The organism is Roseovarius indicus (genome assembly GCF_008728195.1).
GTDB classification, from domain to species: domain Bacteria; phylum Pseudomonadota; class Alphaproteobacteria; order Rhodobacterales; family Rhodobacteraceae; genus Roseovarius; species Roseovarius indicus.
The window spans coordinates 797,734-812,623 of sequence record NZ_CP031598.1 but is presented as its reverse complement, the minus strand read 5'-3'; the positions used below and the strand labels follow the sequence as shown (position 1 = coordinate 812,623).

The 14,890-nt window shown below is 66.5% G+C and carries 15 protein-coding genes; 1 reads left to right on the top strand and 14 read right to left on the bottom strand.

Annotated elements, in window-relative coordinates; translation table 11 throughout:
• Positions 1-6 precede the first annotated feature (6 nt).
• The 14 genes from RIdsm_RS03885 to RIdsm_RS03820 all read right to left on the bottom strand — a co-directional run bounded on the left by RIdsm_RS03885 (position 7) and on the right by RIdsm_RS03820 (position 13,255).
• Positions 7-459, bottom strand: coding sequence for a GNAT family N-acetyltransferase (locus RIdsm_RS03885; RefSeq protein ID WP_057818961.1), 453 nt, complete (start codon positions 457-459; stop codon positions 7-9).
• A complete protein-coding gene (locus tag RIdsm_RS03880; protein WP_057818960.1) occupies positions 452-817 on the bottom strand; it encodes a MaoC/PaaZ C-terminal domain-containing protein in 366 nt (121 codons plus the stop codon). Before RIdsm_RS03880 ends, RIdsm_RS03885 begins: the two co-directional genes overlap by 8 nt.
• The gene (locus RIdsm_RS03875; protein ID WP_057818959.1) at positions 814-1,206 is read right to left on the bottom strand and encodes an FAS1-like dehydratase domain-containing protein; all 393 of its coding nucleotides are present in this window, start codon (positions 1,204-1,206) and stop codon (positions 814-816) included. Before RIdsm_RS03875 ends, RIdsm_RS03880 begins: the two co-directional genes overlap by 4 nt.
• Entirely contained in the window at positions 1,203-1,976 is a 774-nt protein-coding gene (locus tag RIdsm_RS03870; RefSeq protein WP_057818958.1) for an ABC transporter permease, read from the bottom strand. The genes RIdsm_RS03875 and RIdsm_RS03870 overlap by 4 nt, the downstream gene beginning before the upstream one ends.
• Positions 1,973-2,875, bottom strand: coding sequence for an ABC transporter permease (locus tag RIdsm_RS03865; protein ID WP_074940477.1), 903 nt, complete (start codon positions 2,873-2,875; stop codon positions 1,973-1,975). Before RIdsm_RS03865 ends, RIdsm_RS03870 begins: the two co-directional genes overlap by 4 nt.
• Positions 2,853-3,872, bottom strand: coding sequence for an ABC transporter substrate-binding protein (locus RIdsm_RS03860; RefSeq protein ID WP_082647473.1), 1,020 nt, complete (start codon positions 3,870-3,872; stop codon positions 2,853-2,855). Before RIdsm_RS03860 ends, RIdsm_RS03865 begins: the two co-directional genes overlap by 23 nt.
• Positions 3,869-5,002, bottom strand: coding sequence for an ABC transporter ATP-binding protein (locus RIdsm_RS03855; RefSeq protein ID WP_057818952.1), 1,134 nt, complete (start codon positions 5,000-5,002; stop codon positions 3,869-3,871). Before RIdsm_RS03855 ends, RIdsm_RS03860 begins: the two co-directional genes overlap by 4 nt.
• Entirely contained in the window at positions 4,999-6,360 is a 1,362-nt protein-coding gene (locus RIdsm_RS03850) for an amidohydrolase family protein (protein ID WP_057818950.1), read from the bottom strand. Before RIdsm_RS03850 ends, RIdsm_RS03855 begins: the two co-directional genes overlap by 4 nt.
• Positions 6,357-7,952 (bottom strand): class I adenylate-forming enzyme family protein, encoded by a 1,596-nt coding sequence (locus RIdsm_RS03845; protein ID WP_057818948.1) that lies wholly within the window; start codon positions 7,950-7,952, stop codon positions 6,357-6,359. The genes RIdsm_RS03850 and RIdsm_RS03845 overlap by 4 nt, the downstream gene beginning before the upstream one ends.
• Positions 7,949-8,740: a MaoC/PaaZ C-terminal domain-containing protein gene (locus tag RIdsm_RS03840; protein WP_057818946.1), complete on the bottom strand. Its 792-nt coding sequence runs from the start codon at positions 8,738-8,740 to the stop codon at positions 7,949-7,951. Before RIdsm_RS03840 ends, RIdsm_RS03845 begins: the two co-directional genes overlap by 4 nt.
• A complete protein-coding gene (locus RIdsm_RS03835) occupies positions 8,737-9,639 on the bottom strand; it encodes an SDR family NAD(P)-dependent oxidoreductase (protein WP_057818944.1) in 903 nt (300 codons plus the stop codon). Before RIdsm_RS03835 ends, RIdsm_RS03840 begins: the two co-directional genes overlap by 4 nt.
• Before the next feature lie 280 nt (positions 9,640-9,919).
• Entirely contained in the window at positions 9,920-11,080 is a 1,161-nt protein-coding gene (gene argE / locus RIdsm_RS03830; protein WP_057818942.1) for an acetylornithine deacetylase, read from the bottom strand.
• 47 nt (positions 11,081-11,127) lie between these two features.
• Positions 11,128-12,438: an NAD(P)/FAD-dependent oxidoreductase gene (locus RIdsm_RS03825; protein WP_160325873.1), complete on the bottom strand. Its 1,311-nt coding sequence runs from the start codon at positions 12,436-12,438 to the stop codon at positions 11,128-11,130.
• 193 nt (positions 12,439-12,631) lie between these two features.
• Positions 12,632-13,255 carry a TetR/AcrR family transcriptional regulator gene (locus tag RIdsm_RS03820; protein WP_057818938.1) on the bottom strand — a complete coding sequence of 208 codons (624 nt, stop codon included), beginning with the start codon at positions 13,253-13,255 and terminating at the stop codon, positions 12,632-12,634.
• Between the two features lie 101 nt (positions 13,256-13,356).
• On the opposite strand from RIdsm_RS03820, the gene RIdsm_RS03815 reads away from it, so the two are divergent.
• Positions 13,357-14,889, top strand: a complete 1,533-nt coding sequence (locus RIdsm_RS03815) for a 4-hydroxyphenylacetate 3-hydroxylase family protein (RefSeq protein ID WP_057818937.1) — start codon at positions 13,357-13,359, stop codon at positions 14,887-14,889.
• Position 14,890 lies beyond the last annotated feature (1 nt).

Below are 14,890 nucleotides of genomic sequence, written 5' to 3'. Positions count from 1 at the left end.
CGCCCGTCACGCGTCCGACACGATCATGTCGTAGCGGATGTAATCCTTCCGCTCGGCGATCCGGTCATACAGTCTCTGGGCCGAGCTGTTGTGGCCCTGCGTCATCCAGAAGATCCGGTACCAGCCCTTTTCCCTGCCGATCTCCGCCAGCGCCTCGATCATCGCCTGCCCGATCCTGCGCCCGCGCATCTCTTCCCTTACGCCCAGGTCCTGCAGGTAGCAGATCGGCTTCTTGCTCCACGTGAAGGGCAGTTCGTTGTAAAGCGTGAACCCCACGACACGGCCCTCCACCTCTGCAACCAGAAGCGAAAGCACCCCCTCCCCCGCCCGCTGCCAGTTGGCGGCGCCCATCGTGCGGTCACCCGGCTCGTCACTGTCGGTCGCGGTGAATTCTTCCCACATTTCGAGGAAAGCGCCCTCATCCCCGGCCTCGGCCGGCCGTACGGTCACATCATCCATCCCGTTTCGCCCCTATCACGGCTCGTCCACTCACGATCTCTGTATCATCCCGCTTGAGCGTCACCGACACGCGGCCATCCCCCGCCTCTTCGACCCGCGCGACAAGGCTGTCGCCCACGAAGGCCGGCGCCCTGAACCGCACCGACAGCTCCGAAACCCGGCCCGTGCCGAACCACGTCTCAAGACTGCTGGCCAAAAGCCCCATCGAGAACATCCCCTGCGCAATGACGTCCGGCATGCCCGCGCCCTGCGCATGATCGCGGTCGTAATGCAGCGGGTTGAAATCGCCCGACGCCCCCGCATACCGCACGAAATCCTCAAGCCGCAGGGGCCCCCAGGTGATCGGTTCATGGCTCATTCCGGCACCCGTTCAATGACAACGGAACGGTCGCGGCAAACCGGCCGGCCCTCGCTGCTCCACGTGATCTCGACCGTGAAAAACCGCAGCGTCCCGTTGCGCCCCGCCTTCTCCGACATGTCCGCCAGCACCGCCTCGGCCTGAAGCCGCGCGCCCGCCCGCACCTCGGCCAGCCACTGATAGGATTGCTCGCCATGCACGACGCGGGTCCGGTCCACCGGCAGGATCTCGGTCACCAGCCGCTCGACGAACGACGCCCCCAGCACCACCAGGAAGGTCGGCGGCAGCACATCGCTTTTCTCCGGCCGGTGCACGGCCCGTTCGAACTCGGCCACCTTGCCGGGCTCGGCCACGCCCTCCCAGCGGTCCAGCACGTCACCGACCTTCATGGCGTGAACTTCTTCCCACCCGTCACAGCCACCAGAAGCAGCAGCGCAAGGATGTTGAACAGGATCAGCAGCGTCGCCACCGCCGTGATCGTCGGGTTCACCTGGATAAGCAACTCGTTAAACATGCGCTTCGGGATCGTAAGATGCGTGCCGGAAATGAAAAGCGTCACGACCACCTCGTCGAAACTCAGCACGAAGGCGAATATCCACGCGGCCAACGCCGACGGCACCACGTTCGGCAGCACGATCCCGGTCAGCACCTGCCGCCGCGAGGCCCCAAGCGTCACCGCCACCTGCTCCACCCGCTCGTCGAAGGACCGGATCGCCATCATCATCACCAGCACGATATAAGGCGTCACCAGCACCACGTGCCCAAGGATCAGCCCGCCGAACGTGCCAAGAATCCCGGCCCGCGCAAAGGCGATGTAAAGCGCCACGGCGGTGATGATCTGCGGCACCACCATCGGCGCGATCAGGTTCGCCTCGAACAGCCGCGTTCCCCGAAACCGGCCCCGCACGATGGCATAGGCTCCCAGCGTGCCGATGATCAGGGCGATGGAAGACGACGCCCCCGCCAGCATGAGCGAATTGCGCCCGGCCTCGATCCAGATCGGGCTGGCAAACAGGCTTTCATACCATTGCAGCGACCAGCTTGGCGGCGGAAAGGCCAGCGTTTCGGCTCCCGAGAACGACATCGGCACCACGATCAGTACCGGCAGCCCCAGGAAGATCAGCGCGCCCAGCGCGGCGGTGACGACGAACACCCTCATTGCGCCCGCTCCCGCATCACCTGGTAGACCGCGTACAGCGCCAGCGTCGTGATCATCAGCACCACCGCGATCACCGCCGCAATCTCCCAGTTGGCAAACCGGTTGATCAGCAGGTCCATCATGTTCGCCACCAGCACGACGCGCCCGCCCCCCAGGATCGCGGGCGTGATGTAGAACCCCAGCGACAGGATGAAGATCAATATGCTAGACGCGATGACAGCCGGCAGCGACAGCGGAAAGAACACCGTCCAGAACGCCCGCAACCGCGAGGCGCCCAGCGTCTCGGCCACCTCCACGAGTTGCTTGTCGATCCCGACCATGGCCGAAAACACCGGCAGGATGAAAAACGGCATCAGGACGTTCACCATCCCGATGATGATGCTTATCTCGTTGTAAAGAAAGGAAATGGGCTCCGACGTAAGCCCAAGATCGGCAAAGGCGTTGTTGACGATCCCGTTCGTCCCCAGCACCACGATCCACGCATAGGTCCGCACCAGGATCGACACCCAGAAAGTCATGACCACAAGGCCGATCACCGCGATCTGTCGGCGCTTCGACAGGCCCGACGCCCAATAGGCCAGCGGATAGCCGATCAGCGCGGTCAGCGCGGCCACCTTCGCCGACAGCACCAGCGTCCGCAGGATGACCGCACCGTAAACCGATGACTGCGCGAACTCGCTATAGAACCTCAGGGTCGGCGGGTCGTTGGGGTCGCCAAGGCTCCACCGCATCGTGTTCAGAAGCGGCAGGTCGAACACCACGACGACCAGCAAAAGCCCCGGCAGCGCCAGCCACAGGATCTGCGGCAGGCGCCGGCCGCCGGCCCTGGCCGGGCGGGTTGCCCCGCCCGGGCCCACCGATCCGCCCCGGGTGGTCTCAGAGGCTGAGCTTGAATTCATTCCAGCGACGCTCAACTTCATCGGCATTGTCGAACCACCACTGACCCGGAACCAGCCACTGCACATCCTTGTTGGCGGAATAGGTCGGGAAGGTCTTCGCCTGCTCCTCGCTCACCAGGTCGGCAAGGTCCGGGCTCGGCCCCGGATAGGGCAGGAACTCGATCAGGCATTTCTGCACATTCGCATCGGTCTGCAGCTTGAGCCACGCGTACAGCATCTCCCGCTCCTCGTCGGTGATACCCTTGGCGATCACCCACCACGAGATATCAAGCATCCCGTCCTTGAAGCTGTGGTCAACGCCCTCCTGGCCCATCACGCGGCCCGACCACGCGATCGCGTAATCCGCCTCGCCATCCTGCAGAAGCTGCGGCGGTTGCGCCCCTGACTGCCACCAGACGACATCGTCCTTCACCCGGTTCAGCGTCTCGAAAGCCAGGTCGAGGTCGACACCCTCGGAAATGCTCTCGATCGACTGGCCACCGCCCAGCGCGGCAAAGGGCAGAACGAAATCCGGATAGTCGGGCAGCGCCCGCATCCCCGGGTTCGCCTCGGTGTCGAAGAAAGCGACCCAGTCCGCCGGCTCCTCCTTCTCGGCATCCCAGGCCATGATGGTGGAATAGAACGACGCGCCAAAGCCATACTCGGCCTTCGCCTCGTCGAACATCGGCAGCGGGTCAAGCTTCTCCCAGTCGATCGGCTCGACCAGGTCGGCCGCCACCATGCGCAGCAACTCTCCGGTCGAGGCATCTGTCGTGGTGTTGGCGATCACGCCGGACCGGCCCTGCGCCTGAAGCTTGGCAAAGCCGCCCGGGCTTTCCTGCACCACCTTGATGCCCGCCTGCTCCATCAGGGGCTTGTTCACACATTCCTCGATACTGTCACCATACGAGCCGCCAGAGTTCATCACCCTGAGCACCTTTTCCTGGGCCGTGGCCGCGCCGGACGTGCACAGCGCCAACATGGCCGTCGCGGTTGCGATTGCATGCAGTTTTCTCATTTTGCGGTCCTCTCTGTGGTAAGCGGCAGGGATATGGGTTCATTATGCGCCCGCCCTGCCTCGGGCCTTTCTTCTCGGGGCCGGCTTTCGACCGGCATGTCGAGGTAATGCAATCTCGCCGGGTCCCACGCGGCGCCGATCCGGTCGCCGATGGCATGGGCCGTCTCGGTCCCCGGGCCGTTCGCGAACAGCCGGGGCCCGTTCACGAGCTCGACCGAATACCGCACGATCTCGCCCAGGAATTCCACGTCGGTGACAACCGCCGGATGCCCCTCGCCCTCCGGCACCAGCCGCACGGCATCGGCGCGCAACAGCGCGGTGACCTTGCCGTCCGGCCGGATTGGGGGCTCCGGGGCGGGAAACCGGCAGCCGCCATCCGTCTCGATGGCGCCGTCGCGCCAGTGCCCCTCGAGAAACCCGGCCGTGCCAAGGAACTCCGCCGTGAAACGCGACATCGGCTGATGATAAAGCTCGGCCGGTGTCCCCACCTGCTCGACCCGGCCCTCCCGCAAAAGAACCACCCGGTCCGACAGCGACATCGCCTCTTCCTGGTCATGGGTCACCATGATCGTGGTGATCCCCAGTTTCCGCTGGATCTCCCGCAGCTCGACCCGCACCTCCTCGCGCAGGTTCCGATCGAGCGCCGACAAAGGCTCGTCCAGCAACAGCAGCGCCGGCTCGAACACCACGGCCCGTGCAATCGCGACCCGCTGCTGCTGGCCGCCCGACAGGGCCTTCGGTTTGCGGCCCGCATAGGCCTCCAACCGCACCAGCGCCAGCGCCTCGTCGACGCGCCGCCTGATCTCGGCCTTCGCCATCCGCCGCAGCTTGAGCGGATAGGCCACGTTGTCGAACACCGTCATATGCGGAAACAGCGCATAGCTCTGGAACACCAGCCCGATCCGCCGGTCGGCGGCGCGCACATTGGTGATGTCGCGCCCGCCCAGAATGATCCGCCCCGCGCTCAGCGACGCGATCCCCGAAATCAGCGACAGCATCGTCGTCTTGCCCGACCCCGACGGCCCGAGGATCGTGGTAAACGACCCGTCCTCCAGCCGGATCGACAGCCCGTCGACCGCCCTGACCGCGCCATAGGTCTTGGTGACGTTCTCGAAGACAACCTCCGTCATGGCGCGGCCCTTTCGGGCAGCTTCAGGTCGGCCCGCTCGGCCAGTCCCCGGGCCGTGGCCCGCGCCGCCGCGCCGATCTCTTTCACGTCGGCCCGCACAAGCGCGCCATCCTCGACAATCTGGCGCCCCGCACAGAAGGAATGCCGCACACCCTTGGTCCTCAGGGTCAAGGTCAGGTGTTTCAGGGGGTCACCTTCCGGCATCGCTTCGGGCAGGTCGGCCCGGCGCAGCACGATATCCGCCCGCTGGCCCACCGCGATCCGACCGGTATCGGACAGGCCCATCGCCCGCGCCCCGCCCGTGGTGAAGATCTTCAGAAGCGTTTCGGGCGACACGTCCTCGCCCGCCGCCCGCATGGTCAAAAAGGCCGCAAAGCCGAGGTCGCCAAAGCCCCATGTCTTCGCCACATCCGTGCCGAACCCGATATCCACGCCCCGCCGCGCCAGCTCCGGAAACCGCGACCGCGCCTGCGCCAATATCCCGTAATAGGCCGCGTTCGCCGGATGCCAGACAAGCGCCATGCCGGTCTCGACAACCGCCTCGACCTCGGCATCGCTCAGCACGTTCATGTGTGTGAACACCGTCTCCGGCCCGATCAGCCCGGCCTCGGCCATGTGCACGATAGCATCGCGCCCATAGCGCTCCTTCTCCGCCGCCGCATCCGCTGGCGTGAAATTCTGATGCGCATGCATCGGCACGCCCGCCTCGCGCGCCAGCCGTGCAGCCTCGGCCATGACCTCTTCGCTGGAACTCCCGGTGCCGTAATACGCCACATGCCCCCGCGCCAGCCCGTCTTCGGCATTGCGGTGCAGCTCGTCGCCCAGGTGGCGCAAGGCATGATCGCTGTCACAAGGCGCCCGGTCGATCTTGCCCGTCAGCGGCTCCGGCCCCGGCCTGTCCCAGATCATCGGCGCGGCCAGCGTCACCCGAAGCCCAACGCCCGTCACGCCCTCGGCCATGGCATCCGTATCGAACGCGCTTCCCGCCTCGACGATGCCGGTGAACCCGGCCAGCGCCGCCTCGGCCGCCGCCGTCCTTGCCGAAACCAGTTCATCCTCCGGCGTCAGCGCACTCAGCCACCGCCCGAACGGGCCGATCGGCTGGTCATCGGGCACATCCGGCAGGATCCCCCGCAACAGATGCAGCCCCAGATGATAATGCCCGTCGACGTAGCCGGGGTGCAGCAAGCCCCCCTCGCCATCGATCACCCGCTCGGCCTGCCATGCCGCGGCCTCGCCAGAGCCCACGCCAACGATCCGGTCACCGCGCACCGCAACCCAACCGTCATGCAAGACCGTCTCGCCCGTCACCACCGTCGCATTCCGGATCAACAGGTCACATCCCTCGGGAGCCGTCATTTGCCTGCCTCCCTGTCCCACAAACCGGGATCGTCGAAATCATGCGCCCGCCGCAGCGCCTGCCGGTCGATCTTCATCGACGGCAGGCGGGGAAACTCCCCCTCCTGCCAGGCCAGGTACCTTGGCACCTTGAACCCGGCCAGCCGCTCGCGGCACCACGCCAGCACCTCGTCCGGCGGCAATGCCTCGCGCCCGCCGCCACCCTTGACCGACAGGATGGCCTTCACTTCTTCCCCCCGCAGCTTGTCCGGCACCGGGATCACGGCCGCCTCGACAATCCTCGGATGCGACGACAAAACCGCTTCCACCTCGGCCCCCGAGATATTCTCGCCCGACCGGCGCACGATCTCCTTCTTGCGACCGACGAAATACAAAAGCCCCTTCGCATCCCGCCGCACCAGGTCACCGGTATGCACCCAGCCGTCGCGGATGGTCTCGGCGGTGGCCTCCGGCCGGCCAAGATAGCCCCGGAACACATCCTCGGAAAACACCGCGGCCTCGCCCGCCTCGCCAACGGGCACCTCTTCGCCCGCCTCGTTCAGCACCTTCACCTGCACCCCCGGCGGCTCCACCCCCATCGTGCCGGTCCCGGTAAACCGCTCCGACCCCTCCATCGGCACACGGGAAATCAGCCCACCCTCGGTCTGCCCGTACTGGTTCAGCCAGTCGAACCCGTAACGCTCCAGCAGCTCGGCGTGAATATCCGGCGGCAGCCCTGCGTGAATCGCCAACCGGATGCGGTGATCCCGCTCCGCCTCACTCCGCTCTCCCGTCAACAGCAACGCCGGGATCGACGCGATCGACAGGATCTCGGTCGCATCATGCGTCCGCACCACGTCCCAGAACCGCGACACCGAAAACCGCCGCATCGCGATCATCGTGCCCCGCGACGCCAGCGAGGTCAGAAGCTGAATCGTTGGATCGGCATAGTAGAACGGCAGACAGCACAGCTGCCGGTCCTGCCAGCCGCGCGGGAACAGCCGCAGGTCGGTATCGACCACGTTCAGCCACCAGCCATTGTGCAACATGCACCCTTTCGGCGCCCCGGTGCTGCCCGAGGTGTAGTAGATCGCCGCGATATCCTCGCGCTCACCCGCGACCTTGCCCAGATCCAGCGGCGCCGCGTCATATGGCACCAGCCCGTCCGGCTCCGGCTCGCCGACCACCAGCACCTCCGGCACGGGCCCATCGACACCTTTCAGAACCTCCGCCTGCGCCGCCCCCGCAATCACCAGCACCGGCTCGGCATCCCGCAGGATATGCCCCGCATCATGCGCCTTGGCATCGGGTGAAATCGACACCAGCGTCCCGCGACAGGCAAGAATGGCGAAAAAGGCGACAAGGTATTCCAGCCGGTTGTCCAGCATCACCACCACCCGGTCATGCGGCTTCACCTTGTCCGCCAGGTGCCCGGCGAATGCCGCGACCCGGTCCTCGAATGCCTTCCGCGTAAAGCGCGGCCCGTCCTCGACGATCACCAGCGGCCGGAACGGATCCTCGCGACACCCGCGCAGCATCAGCGCGATGATCGAGTCCTCCGGTACCGCCGATTTCGCCGGCGGCACCTCGCCATGAGAGATCAGCCCCGTCATGCCGCCACCTCCGCGTAACCCCGGTTGGCCACCACGTCGCCGCCCGCCGTCCGCGCCTCGAACAGCACGACATCGCCCCGCCGCTCCATCACGACCGTCAGGTCCACATCCCCGGCCACCACCAGGGGCCGCGCAAACCGCACGCCAAGCTTGCTGATCCGCGTGCCGTCGCCCCCGGCAAACGCGGCGATCACCGCCTGCGCGGCATAGCCCAGCGTGCCCATCCCGTGCAGCACCGGCCCCGGAAACCCCATCGCCTGCGCCGCCTCGGCATCCAGCGTATAGGGCGCATAATCCCGCGCGGCCTCGGCATAGGCCGCCACGTCGGCAGGCCCAATCCGGAATGTCGCCTCTGAAGCGGGCGCGAAATCCTCCATCTCCGGCCGCTCCGGCACATCGTCGGCGTTCAACCCCTCGGGCAACGTCGCGACGCCCCGCTTAAGCACGCTCGTCACCTGCGTCGTCACCACCTCTCCGCCCGCCCGCGTCACCGACACCACCCGGCACAACAGCCCCGGCCTGATGCACACCGCCCCGGTCACCCGCGTCTCGGTCACCAGCGTCTGCCCGGCCGCCATCGGCCGGTGAAAGACGAAATCATGTTCGGCATGAATGCCCGGCCGGTCCGACGCCGCCTGCGTCGCCTCGACCATCGACTGCATCGCCGGCACATGGGCGAAGACCGGGTTGTATTCCGCCCCGCCTGCGAACACGCCCGCAAACCCCTGCATCCGCGCCGTCGACACGCGAAAGGGCTCCGATATGCGCGGCACCGCCAAATGGGTCATCTGTTGAACTCCGGCACGAAATCGGTGATCTCCGCCCGCCGCGGCAGCCGGTCGGCCAGCGCCTCTCCGACGCTGTCGACCGTCCAATCCTCGTCGGATTGCAGGTCAACGGCAATCGCCGTCGGGTTCAGCACCTCGATGCGCCGGCCGTAGGCATGAAACACCTGCCCCGTCGCCGGGCAATCCGCCCTTGCCAGCCAGCAGATCAGCGGCGCCACGTTCGCCGGGTTGAACACGTCATAGGTCGCGCCCTCGCCATTGCCGAGATTCTCCTCGATCCGCGTCCGCGCCGACGGCGATACCGCGTTCGAGCGGATGCCATAGCGCTCCCCTTCCCGCGCCAGCGTATGCGACAGCCCCACCACGGCCATCTTGGCCGAGGCATAGTTCGCCTGCCCGAAATTCCCCAGCATCCCCGCCAGCGACGTCGTGCTGACGACCGAGGCCGCAACCTCGCGGCCCGCCTTCACTTCCGCCCGCCAATGTGCCATGGCATGGTGCGCCGGCGCCGCGTGACCCTTGAGGTGCACGCGCACCACGGCGTCCCAATCCTCCTGGCTCATGTTGGCGAACATCTTGTCGCGCAGGATACCGGCATTGTTGACCAGCACGTCGAGCCGCCCGAACGTCTCGACCGCCAGCGCCACCATCCCACCCGCCTCGTCCCAGTCGGCCACGTCGTGATGGCTGGCCACGGCCTGCCCGCCGGCCGCCTCGATCTCGGCCACCACCTCGGCGGCGGGGCCCGAATCCTTGCCGCTGCCGTCCAGCGCCCCGCCAAGGTCGTTCACCACGACGGCCACGCCATCCTGTGCAAGCGCCATTGCATAGGCCCGGCCCAGCCCTCGACCCGCGCCCGTAACGATCGCGACACGCGAGGGGGTCTGTTCATTGCTCATGTCTTGTCTCCCCGTTTTGCCCTGCATCCGCCAAGGGGCGCTTCCCCCTTCCGCTGCCGGACACCGTATCGCCATGCTCCGTCCGCGGGCCCTGGCAAATCTCGTATCGAACACCCGTCATGACTCAAATTATGAAACTGACGTCATAAAAAAGTCAAGGCCCTTGATCGGTTAAAAAACTGGCTGAAATGAGACGAAATCCCCCGCCCGGCACACCCCGCCCGCGACAGCCCGGAACAGCGCTCCGAACGCCGACACCCGCATCGCCGGCCCGTCATGGTCAGGCGTCCTGGCACAGCCACTCCGCCAGCCGGTCCAGCAACGCCTCGCAGGCCTTGAGCTGCGAAACTTCCACGAATTCGTCGGCCTGGTGAGCCTGCGCAATGTCCCCAGGCCCGCAGATCACGACCGACATGCCCCCCTGCTGAAACACGCCCGCCTCGGTTCCGAACGACACCGCACCGGCCTCGTTCGTGCCCAGCAACCGCTTGAGCAGCGCCTCCGCATCCGAGTCCGCTTGCGGCACGAAGGGCGGCACCCCCGCCAACCTCACCGTCTCGATCCTCACCCCCGGAAACCGTTCCCGCTCCCGCGCCTCGATCGCCTCTGCCGCCTTCGCGAACGCCGCCGGAATCGCCGCGGCATCCTCGTTGCTGATCGCGCGGTACTCCCATTCCATCCGGCATTTGCCGGGAATGATGTTGACCGCCTCGCCCCCCGACAACCTGCCGACATTGAAGGTCGAATGCGGCGGAATGAACGGCGAATGATGCGGCGTCAGGGCGGCCCGCTCGGCCAGGATCGCCTGAAGCGCCTGCATCAGCTTCCCGGCGATCAGCGTCGCGCTGACCCCGGCATCGGGCAGCGACGAATGCGCCGCCTTCCCGTGAATCGTCGTCTCGTAGGCGCCGAACCCCTTGTGCGCATGCACCACCGACATCATCGTCGGCTCCCCCACGATCACGATCTCCGGCATCGGCAGGTCCCGCCCGATCGCCTCGACCATCGGCACCACCCCGGTGCAGCCGACCTCCTCGTCATAGCTGAACGCAAGATGAAGCGGGCGCTTCAGCCGGCCGGCATCGACCTTCGCCACCAATGCCAGCGCGGCCGCGATGAACCCCTTCATGTCACAGGTTCCGCGCCCATAGATCCGGCCATCCCGCTCGACCGCCCCGAACGGGTCGCTCGACCAGTCCTGCCCCTCGACCGGCACCACGTCGGTATGCCCGCTCAGCGCGACGCCCCCGTCCTGCTTCGGCCCGATCGTCGCAAAGAGATTGGCCTTGGTGCCCGCCTCGTTGGCAATCACGTGGCTCTCGACCGAATGCGCGGAAAGGTAGTCGCGCACGTACCCGATCAGCGCCATGTTCGAGCGCTCCGACACCGTGTCAAAGGCGACGAGGTCGCGCAGCAGGTTCAGCGTATCTGTCTTGTGCATGGTCCCCAATGCCCCGGCTTTCCTGAACGTCACGGCCCGGCAGGGCCCTATCCCTTGCCCCGCCCCTGCCGCCAGGCATCAAGCCTGTCGGCCGCGTTCATCTTCGCGATCACCAGCGGCAGGAACCACGGCTGCCCGAAATAATAGGGCCGCGTCTCGAACGCCGAACTCAGGAACGGCCCCGCCGTCACCTCTTCGCCCGCCGCCAGCCGCCCAAGCTGATCGCCCAGCCACGACCCGAAGGTCAGCCCGACCCCGCTGAACCCGGCAGCGTAATGCACCCCGTTCATCGTGCCCACATGCGGCAACTGGCCAAAGCTGAAGCCCAGCACCCCCTCCCAGCAATGCGACACGCCCATGTCCTTCAGCTCCGGATAGGCCGCGACCACGTCCGCCTTCAGGTCTTCCGCCTTCCGCATCAACCCGCCCCGGCATGCCCCGGCCCGGCCGCCGAACATCACCCGCGTGCCGTCGGGCGAGGTTCGCATCCAGAACAGGTTCCGTTTGGCAACCGTCACCGACCGCGCCGGCGGGAAAAGCCGTGCCATGACCTCGGGCGCCACCGGCTCGGAACAGGCCATGTAGGCCCGCACCGGAATGATCCGCCGCCGCAGCCACCCGGCAAACCCGCCGGTATAGCCGTTCGTCGCCACCACGACCCGCCCCGCCCGGATCGGCGCTGCCCGGCCCCTGACCGACACGGATTTGCCTTCCGCCCCGATCTCCGTGACCTCCGCTTTCTCCACGAACCGCACACCCGCCGCATGCGCCAACTCGACCAGCCGCGCATGGTATTTCCCCGGATGAAGGCAATAGGTCCCGCGCACCAGAACACCGCCCTCCGACCCCGCAACCTCCGTCTGCTCCAAAACCTCGTCCGACGACAGCGCCGTCCACGTCACCTCGTCGCTCCGCGCATTATACGCCTCGGCCAGCTCGACCAGATGCGCCATATCCCCCGGCCGGTTCGCGATGACGAAACGCTCGTTATCCTCGAGATCGCAATCCAGCCCCCTGTCCCGGATCAGGTCGCGCACGAAATGAAAGGCCGTCTCGCCCCCGTTCAGATACGGCACCGCCCCCTCTGGCCCGAACCTCTTCTCCAGCTCATGCGGCGATGGCTTCAGGTAGGGCACCACCATCCCGTTGTTCCGGCTGCTGGCCCCCTGCCCCAGCATGCCCTGTTCCAGCACGACCACAGACAGACCTGCCTGCGCCATGCGCCACGCCGCCATCACCCCGGTGATCCCCGCGCCGACAACCACCGCATCGCAGCTCTCCGGAACCTCTCGGGCCACCAGAGCCTCCCGGTTCCAGCCCCGATCTTCCCACCAATACGGTTCGGCCTTGAATGACATCTGCGACAGCGCTCCAACCTTCCCGCCTGCCCGCGCCGGCATGCGAAGGGCCGACCGCGCGAATCCCTTCCCCGCCAGCGGGGGTAAGCTTCACCGCAGATTAAATGAAACTGACGTCATATCCAATATAAAAGACGAACGCATCCCGTCCGCTCCCCTTGAAAGCGCCCGAATGCCTAATGCATGACCAGACCTAGCCGCCCCGCAGCACCTCGACCTGCTGGTCGACATATTGCTGCATCAGCGCCTCCGCCGACGCGCCGAACATCCTGATTCGGCCCGTGTGCAGCAGCAAAAGCAGGCCCGTCGCATGGGCGAAGATATTCACCATCGACAGCTCCGCCTCCTCCGCACCGGCCCCCATATCCCTTGCCGCCTTGGCCAGCGGCCTCAACGCCGCCTCCAGCGCCGCGTTCAGCTCCTTGTCGGTCTCCCGGTCCAGCCCCGCGGGCTTCATGCCGCCCCGGAACAGGTAGAACCCCAAATCCAGCTCGCTGGGGTTCTTCGCGTAATACCGAAAAAACCCCATCCCGGCCGCGCGAAACCGCGCCTCGGCGGTCTCGGCCCCTGTCACCTCCGCCGCGACACTCTCCCCGAGCGACAAAAGCGAACTGCGCAGCAACTCTGCGTAAATCGCCTCCTTCGACGGAAAGTGAAAGTACAGCGCCGCCGGCGTATACCCCGCCTTCGTGGCAATCGCCCGCAGGCTCGCCTTCTCCAGCCCGTCCTCGGCAAATGCCTCCCGCGCGGCATCGAGAATATGCTGCCGCTTGCTCTCCGCCAGCCGTCTCTGCCGCGCCACCTTCCGATCGTCCACCGGGCATCCTCCAATTCGAACACTTGACGTAAAATCTAACAGTGTTTAATTTTCGCCGCAACCCAGGCTCTCACGCCCCGGCACCCAAGGGAGGAAAACCAATGCTGATGACCGCGCAAGACTACCGCGAATCCCTTCGCGCCTATTCCCCCCGCGTCTTCATCGACGGCGACCGCATCGACAGCGTCGCCGACGAGCCCCGCCTAGACCCCGGCATCAACGGCGTCGGCGTCACCTACGATTTCGCCCACCGGCCCGAATCCGAACGCCTGCTGACCGCCACCCAGTCGAGCAGCGGCAAAACCGTCAACCGCATGCTCCACATCAACGAGAGCAGCGACGACCTCCTGCAAAAGCTCGAAGCCGTCCGCCTCGTCTGCAAGGTCTCCGGCTGCGCCCAGCGCTACCTCAGCCACGACGCCCTCAACGGCATCTACCAGGCCACCCACCGCACCGATGCCACCCACGGCACCGACTATGCGCAACGCTTCATGGCCTACCTCCATGACGTGCAGGACCGCGACCTCACCCTCGGCGTCGCCATGACCGACGCCAAGGGCGACCGCTCCAAGCGACCCGGCCAACAAGCCAACCCCGATGTCTATGTCCACATCAAGGAACGCCGCGCCGACGGCATCGTCATCCGCGGCACCAAGGCCATCGTCACCGGCGCGCCCTACATGCACGAATTCCTCGTCATGCCCTGCCGCACCCACACGGCGGAAGACGCCGATTATGCCGTCTGCTGCGCCGTCCCCGTCGATGCAGAGGGCGTGACCATCGTCGCCAAACCCGCAGGCCGCCCCGGTGAAGCGGCGGCGAAATTCTCCGCCCGCTACGGCCAGTCCACCGGCGTGGTGATCTTCGACGACGTCTTCGTGCCGCATGACCGAGTCTTCCTCGCCGGTGAGACGACCGAGGGCGGCTTCCTCACCACCTCCTACGCCACCCACCACCGCCATTCCTGCATCGGCGCCCGCGCGGGCTTCGGCGACCTCCTGATCGGCGCCGGCGCCATGATGGTCGACGCCAACGGCCTCGACGTCGACCGCCACGCCCATATCCGCGACGCCATGGTCGACCTGATCACCATCACCGAAAGCTTCTACGCCTGCGGCGTCGCCGCCTCCGTCTATTGCGAGGCCGACCCGGCCGGCTCGGTCATGCCCGACGCCGTCTTTTCCAACATCGGCAAGCTGCTGCTCGCCACCAAGATCTACGACATGCACCGCGTCGCCCACTACGTCTCCGGCGGCCTGATCGTGGCGCTGCCGGGGCCGGACGAGGATCACAACCCCGAAACCCGCGCCGACCTCACCGCCGTGCTCGGCGGCCGCCCCGACATCCCCGCCGAGCGCCGGATGGAAATCTCCCGCATGATCGAAGACCTCACCGTCTCCAACCAGGGCAACTGGTACTCGGTCATCTCGCTCCACGGCGGCGGCTCGCCCGAAGCCATGAAGCGCGAGATCTGGCGCAATTACCCCGTCGCCGAACGGCAGGAGCTCGTCTCCGACCTGATGGACCGCGGCGTTCTGGCCGAAGGCCGCAAGGTCTCCCGCCAGCCCGGCCGTTGCTGCGCCACCGGCTGCCAGCCGCCCGAGAAAATCTCCAACACCGAAGCCGCGGAATAAC

What these genes read in the sequence shown, in the direction of transcription:
- RIdsm_RS03850 (WP_057818950.1), bottom strand. Translation starts at nt 6,360, where the DNA reads ATGACGGCTCCCGAGGGATGTGACCTGTTGATCCGGAATGCGACGGTG.
- RIdsm_RS03870 (WP_057818958.1), bottom strand. Translation starts at nt 1,976, where the DNA reads ATGAGGGTGTTCGTCGTCACCGCCGCGCTGGGCGCGCTGATCTTCCTG.
- RIdsm_RS03865 (WP_074940477.1), bottom strand. Translation starts at nt 2,875, where the DNA reads ATGAATTCAAGCTCAGCCTCTGAGACCACCCGGGGCGGATCGGTGGGC.
- RIdsm_RS03815 (WP_057818937.1), top strand. Translation starts at nt 13,357, where the DNA reads ATGCTGATGACCGCGCAAGACTACCGCGAATCCCTTCGCGCCTATTCC.
- RIdsm_RS03880 (WP_057818960.1), bottom strand. Translation starts at nt 817, where the DNA reads ATGAGCCATGAACCGATCACCTGGGGGCCCCTGCGGCTTGAGGATTTC.
- RIdsm_RS03885 (WP_057818961.1), bottom strand. Translation starts at nt 459, where the DNA reads ATGGATGATGTGACCGTACGGCCGGCCGAGGCCGGGGATGAGGGCGCT.
- RIdsm_RS03840 (WP_057818946.1), bottom strand. Translation starts at nt 8,740, where the DNA reads ATGACCCATTTGGCGGTGCCGCGCATATCGGAGCCCTTTCGCGTGTCG.
- RIdsm_RS03825 (WP_160325873.1), bottom strand. Translation starts at nt 12,438, where the DNA reads ATGTCATTCAAGGCCGAACCGTATTGGTGGGAAGATCGGGGCTGGAAC.
- RIdsm_RS03835 (WP_057818944.1), bottom strand. Translation starts at nt 9,639, where the DNA reads ATGAGCAATGAACAGACCCCCTCGCGTGTCGCGATCGTTACGGGCGCG.
- RIdsm_RS03855 (WP_057818952.1), bottom strand. Translation starts at nt 5,002, where the DNA reads ATGACGGAGGTTGTCTTCGAGAACGTCACCAAGACCTATGGCGCGGTC.
- RIdsm_RS03845 (WP_057818948.1), bottom strand. Translation starts at nt 7,952, where the DNA reads ATGACGGGGCTGATCTCTCATGGCGAGGTGCCGCCGGCGAAATCGGCG.
- RIdsm_RS03875 (WP_057818959.1), bottom strand. Translation starts at nt 1,206, where the DNA reads ATGAAGGTCGGTGACGTGCTGGACCGCTGGGAGGGCGTGGCCGAGCCC.
- RIdsm_RS03860 (WP_082647473.1), bottom strand. Translation starts at nt 3,872, where the DNA reads ATGAGAAAACTGCATGCAATCGCAACCGCGACGGCCATGTTGGCGCTG.
- argE (WP_057818942.1), bottom strand. Translation starts at nt 11,080, where the DNA reads ATGCACAAGACAGATACGCTGAACCTGCTGCGCGACCTCGTCGCCTTT.